This is a genomic window from Mogibacterium sp. CM50 (assembly GCF_000293155.1).
Lineage (GTDB): Bacteria > Bacillota > Clostridia > Peptostreptococcales > Anaerovoracaceae > Mogibacterium > Mogibacterium timidum.
This window is the reverse complement of the sequence record NZ_ALNL01000030.1, coordinates 1-4,492: the sequence shown is the minus strand read 5'-3', so window position 1 is coordinate 4,492 and position 4,492 is coordinate 1. Positions and strand designations below refer to the sequence as shown.

The following is a 4,492-nucleotide window of genomic DNA, read 5'->3' as shown; positions in this document are numbered from 1 at the left end:
AAGCCATAAGAAGCCTTGCACCTGCAAGAAAGAGAATGTTTCGCTCACTTTCAGGAAGCATGGAAAGTTCCGTTTTTCCAAGCTCCATTGTAGGAATCACGGCATGATGATCCAACACCTTCTTGCTGTTAAGAAGTCCTGTAATTTCCGGAATAAGTTTTACGCCCTGTATAAAGGAAAACTTTGATAAAAGAGTACGGATAACCGCCTCCGCCGTCTCTTTCATATCGTCTGTCAGATAATTGCTGTCCGTTCTCGGATAGGTTAGAAGCTTCTTTTCATAAAGGCTTTGTGCAAGGTCAAGGGTCTGCTTTGCGGTGTAACCGAAAATGCGGTTCGCTTCCTTTTGAAGTGCGGTAAGGTCAAAGAGCTTCGGCGGCAGCGCTTCTTTCTTTTCAGAGGTAAGAGAAGTGCAGACTGCCGTTTTTCCTTTGCAGGTCTTTGCAACCTTTTCCGCTTCGTCCTTTTCTGAAAACTTTTCGCTGACTGCTTCCGCACCGTCTAAAACAAGGTGCACATGGTAATACTTTTCTTTCTTGAAATTGGTAATCGCATCGCTTCGATCCGCAAGTATTTTTAAGGTCGGGCTCTGCACCCGTCCTACATTCAAGGTATGGTTATATAAAAGGGAAAAGAGGCGGGTTGCATTGATTCCGACAATCCAGTCCGCTTTTGCTCTGCACAGGGCGGACTGATAAAGGCTGTCATAGTCCGCTCCGTCTTTCAGGTTTTCAAAGCCTTTTCGGATTGCGCTTTCTTCCATTGAGGAAATCCACAGCCTTTTTACAGGCTTCTTGCAGCCTGTTTTTTCCATAACAAAACGGAAAATGAGTTCTCCCTCGCGTCCGGCATCGCAACTGTTTATAACCTCGGTAACATCCTTTCTAAAAAGAAGTGCCTTTAGAATAGAAAATTGCTTTTCCTTATCCTTTGAGATAGTAAGCTGCCATGTTTCAGGCAGGATGGGTAAGGCTTCAAGGTTCCACTTTTTATAGCACTTTCCGTAACAGGACGGCTCGGAAAGCTCTGCAAGGTGTCCGATGCACCAAGACACAAGAAAGTCCTCGCTTTCCATATATCCGTCTTTTTTCGTTTCGATTCCAAGTGCGGAAGAAATTGTCATTCCGACACTCGGCTTTTCACATATAATTAACTGCATAAAATACCTCCTTCGTGGTATAATGAAAAAAATATATTGTAATAGGTGGTGATGAAATGGGAGTTAGAATCACTGGCATTGATACACCTTTAGGTGGCATATCATGGGAATATACCGAAGCAGAAAAAAATAGTATTCAAGAAATCTTTTTCTTTCTTGAATCTAAAAGATTGTTAGTAAATCCCATTGAAATGGAAGTTAAATCATGGTGTGAACAGTCTGCTCTTGAAATTAAAAACAGAATTGTTTTCATTCTTGCAAAGAACCAGTTTTCCGATGATACAAAAAATTCTTTACGCACAATGATAACTGCGTGTAACGACTTTTTAGATGATGTAAGCAAAGTGGATCAAACAGGAATTATCTACAAAAACCACAATGGTGATTGGGAAAATGCTACTTTTTCTTCATCAATGAAAAAATTTAGAAAAGTTTTCCGTGATAACATCAATGCACTTTCATTGAGATATGATTTAACTTTCCACAAAACAATTCCAGAAGAATATTAGAAATCAAGACTATTGTTTTATAAGCAATGGTCTTTTTCTTTTATTTTCCTGATACAGTACCCGATGCAGGGGGACTTTCCCCTGTAAGGGCAGCCCTCACATTTTGAGGAAAAGGAAACGGGCGGCTCTTTTTCCTGCCGCCCGCATTTCGGTTTTTCCGTCATCAGTCGTTCATAGATACTGTCTGTAAACCATGTCATAGTGTTTCATCCGGCTCTGCTTCTTCTAAAGTTTCCTCGCCGTCCTCGTTATCATCCTCTATAAAATCGTCCTCATAGTCCTCAAAGTCGAACTCGTCAAGGTCGGTCGTTCCCTTTATATCCTGCTTCGGTTTTAGGAACTTAAAATAATAGAAGGCTCCGCCTGTAAGTCCAAGAATGAGAATAAGGGATAAAGCGATCATGCCGGCAGGATTCTTTTTCTCCGATTTTTCTTCTTCCTTTGGTTTTTCCGTCTCCGGCTCTTTCTTTTCCTCCTCTTTTGGAAGCTCCGGCTTTGCGGTCAGGCTGCTTTTTTCGTCAATGATAGAGAGCAGATCCTTTTCATCCACCTGATTTAAGAAATGAACCGTGTTTTCTCCCTGCGCCGCATGGTCGATTACAATATAGAAGTAATTTCCTCCCTTGCTTTTTACAATGATAAATTCCTTGTCCTTTGCGGCATATCCCTTGACATTATCCACAAGACTCATGTTGCCGTCAGGAGTAAGGGGCGTTTTTTCTTCTTTCTTTTCCTCTGTTTTTACATTGCTGTCATTGGTAGCTTCACCGCCGCCGTTTGCATAAGCGGGAATAGAAAAGCCGCCCATAAGGATCAGGGCGGCAAAGAGAGCTGTCGTTATTCTCATCAAAATTTTATTCTTCATTTTCTATATCCTCCATATACTCATTTTCATCTGCAGACATATCAGCAGGAATCACGCCTTTGGCTAAAAATTCTTCAAGCTCTGCAGGGGTCATGTGAAGCGACCTTACCATTTGCACGATTTCAAGGTTTTCCGCCTCTGTTTTCTGCATCTCAAGTCCTTTCAGCTTGTTCTGATATTCCGTGATTTTCTCACGGGTCTTTTTGATCTCGTTTTCGATTTTCAAGATTTTTCTGTTTGCCATAAATGTTTTCTCCTTTCATTTTTTGTTAATCCCAGTTCATCAGGCCATAGCCTTTAATATAGCCGGAATTTAGGTCATAGCTTTTAATCTTGCAGGCATCGCCTGAATTTCCTTCAACGGTATAAACACGGCTTCCGTCCGTTCCAATGACAATTCCCACATGATCCGCACCGCCGTCACCGTCCCAGTCAAAGAAAATGGCGTCGCCCGGTGCAATGTTTTTGTAGCCTCGGTTTCCCCATTGACCATGAGAGGTAAACCACGGAACGCCCTGCGACTGACAGCCTGCAAAACGCGGCTCGCTTTTTCCAGCCTTGTGATAGCACCACGATACAAAGCAGGCGCACCATTCCACACGTCCGTTAAAGCCGTACCAGCTCCAATAAGGATAACCGCCTACATTTCCGACCTGCTTTTTTGCAAGATTTACAAGCTCCGAATTTCCGGGGCGGGTGCCGTTTACAAAATGAACGCCGCTTAAATCCTCCGAAGCACTGCCGTCAGGGGAACCTCCGCCAAAGACAAGGGGTTTGTTTCCGCTGGTTTCAAGGTAGACACGGTACATTTTAAGCTGCTCTTCATTCAGTATTTCCTTTGCAATATCGGAAAGCGGCATCGTTTTCAGCTTTACATGAAGAATGTAATAGTTGTATGGGACTTCTTCCTCTGTGGTTTCTCCGGTGTCCGGATCGGTATGGGTTTCCGTTTTGTAGCGCACCTCAATTTCTTCCTTAAGAGTAAAAGAATACTGCTCTGTGAAAATTTTCTGTAAGTCAGCCTGCACTTTGGAAAGGGTATAGCTTTGGTGTTTTGCCGTAAGAATAGAAGCAAGCTCATGGGGATTATGTCCGATACTGTCAAGCTCATATTTGTACTCGTCATAGCCGGGATGATTCTTTTCCACCTTGTCGATTTTTCCCTGCAGCTCATTTTCCATAGCAGCATAGGCATTTTCTACCGCCACAAGATCGCTGTCCTCGGATGTATAGCTTGTACCTAAAATCCCGTTTAAGCCTCCCGATAAAAGAGAGGAGCAGGACGATAAGCCGGTAAAGATCAGAATGAAGATTAAAAGCAGGGAAATGATAAGGGCAAGCCCTCGTCTGTGGCGTATGATAAAAGAGCCTGCCTGTTTTATCTTTTCTGCGGATGTTTTTGCCGCCTTTGCCGCACTCTTACCTTTTTTACGAAGCTCCGCCGCATACTTTCTTTTTAGCTTCCTTTTCTGCCGCATACGGCTAAAGGGATTTGCAGATGAAAGATTCGGATTTTCATACATGGTTTTTTTGTAAAAGTATTTTGCATTTGCTTTCTCTGCGGCTTTCTCCGCTTTCCTTGCCTTGCGGTAGGGCTTTAGCCTCTGATTTCTGTAATTTTCTCTTGCCTTTCTTACGCTGAATCTTCCAAGTATTTCTGCGGCTTTTTCGGTTTTGTGGGCTGCTTCAACGCCTGCATTGTCATGCTCCGTTTCATGGATTTTCTTATGCACAAAAGCGCCTGCTTTATTAAGGGCAGGAGAAAGAGGATTTGCAGACTTACCGGAGACTATGGGCTTTTCCTTTTCTTCAAAGTGAAGCCTCGTTTTTCCTTTGCCTGTTTTTTCATCAAACTCCCGCTCAAAGGAAAGACTCTTTTTCTTTGGTATTTTATCCCTTGCCTTATCCAGACGGTCCGCCGCCTGATCGGATTTTTTGATATACCTTTGAAGCTCCGGG

At 43.1% G+C, this 4,492-nt stretch carries 5 protein-coding genes; 1 reads left to right on the top strand and 4 read right to left on the bottom strand.

The window, feature by feature from the left end; translation table 11 throughout:
• The coding region (locus HMPREF1152_RS04645) for a DNA topoisomerase (protein WP_009644006.1) at nucleotides 1–1,159 on the bottom strand (1,159 nt) is incomplete at its 3' end.
• Between the two features lie 56 nt (nucleotides 1,160–1,215).
• Here HMPREF1152_RS04645 and HMPREF1152_RS04640 point away from each other — a divergent pair.
• Nucleotides 1,216–1,668 carry a DUF6650 family protein gene (locus HMPREF1152_RS04640; RefSeq protein WP_009644009.1) on the top strand — a complete coding sequence of 151 codons (453 nt, stop codon included), beginning with the start codon at nucleotides 1,216–1,218 and terminating at the stop codon, nucleotides 1,666–1,668.
• Between the two features lie 196 nt (nucleotides 1,669–1,864).
• On the opposite strand, the gene HMPREF1152_RS04635 is transcribed toward HMPREF1152_RS04640, so the two are convergent.
• The 3 genes from HMPREF1152_RS04635 to HMPREF1152_RS04625 all read right to left on the bottom strand — a co-directional run.
• Nucleotides 1,865–2,533, bottom strand: a complete 669-nt coding sequence (locus HMPREF1152_RS04635) for a DUF4366 domain-containing protein (RefSeq protein WP_009644008.1) — start codon at nucleotides 2,531–2,533, stop codon at nucleotides 1,865–1,867.
• Nucleotides 2,523–2,777, bottom strand: coding sequence for a DUF4315 family protein (locus tag HMPREF1152_RS04630; RefSeq protein ID WP_009644007.1), 255 nt, complete (start codon nucleotides 2,775–2,777; stop codon nucleotides 2,523–2,525). The genes HMPREF1152_RS04635 and HMPREF1152_RS04630 overlap by 11 nt, the downstream gene beginning before the upstream one ends.
• A 25-nt stretch (nucleotides 2,778–2,802) precedes the next feature.
• Nucleotides 2,803–4,492, bottom strand: a 1,690-nt coding sequence (locus HMPREF1152_RS04625) for a CHAP domain-containing protein (protein WP_009644010.1), incomplete at its 5' end; no start/stop codon positions are given.

Bases quoted from the DNA above. Each gene is read 5' to 3' on its own strand.
- HMPREF1152_RS04630 (WP_009644007.1), bottom strand. From the start codon at position 2,777: ATGGCAAACAGAAAAATCTTGAAAATCGAAAACGAGATCAAAAAGACC.
- HMPREF1152_RS04635 (WP_009644008.1), bottom strand. From the start codon at position 2,533: ATGAAGAATAAAATTTTGATGAGAATAACGACAGCTCTCTTTGCCGCC.
- HMPREF1152_RS04640 (WP_009644009.1), top strand. From the start codon at position 1,216: ATGGGAGTTAGAATCACTGGCATTGATACACCTTTAGGTGGCATATCA.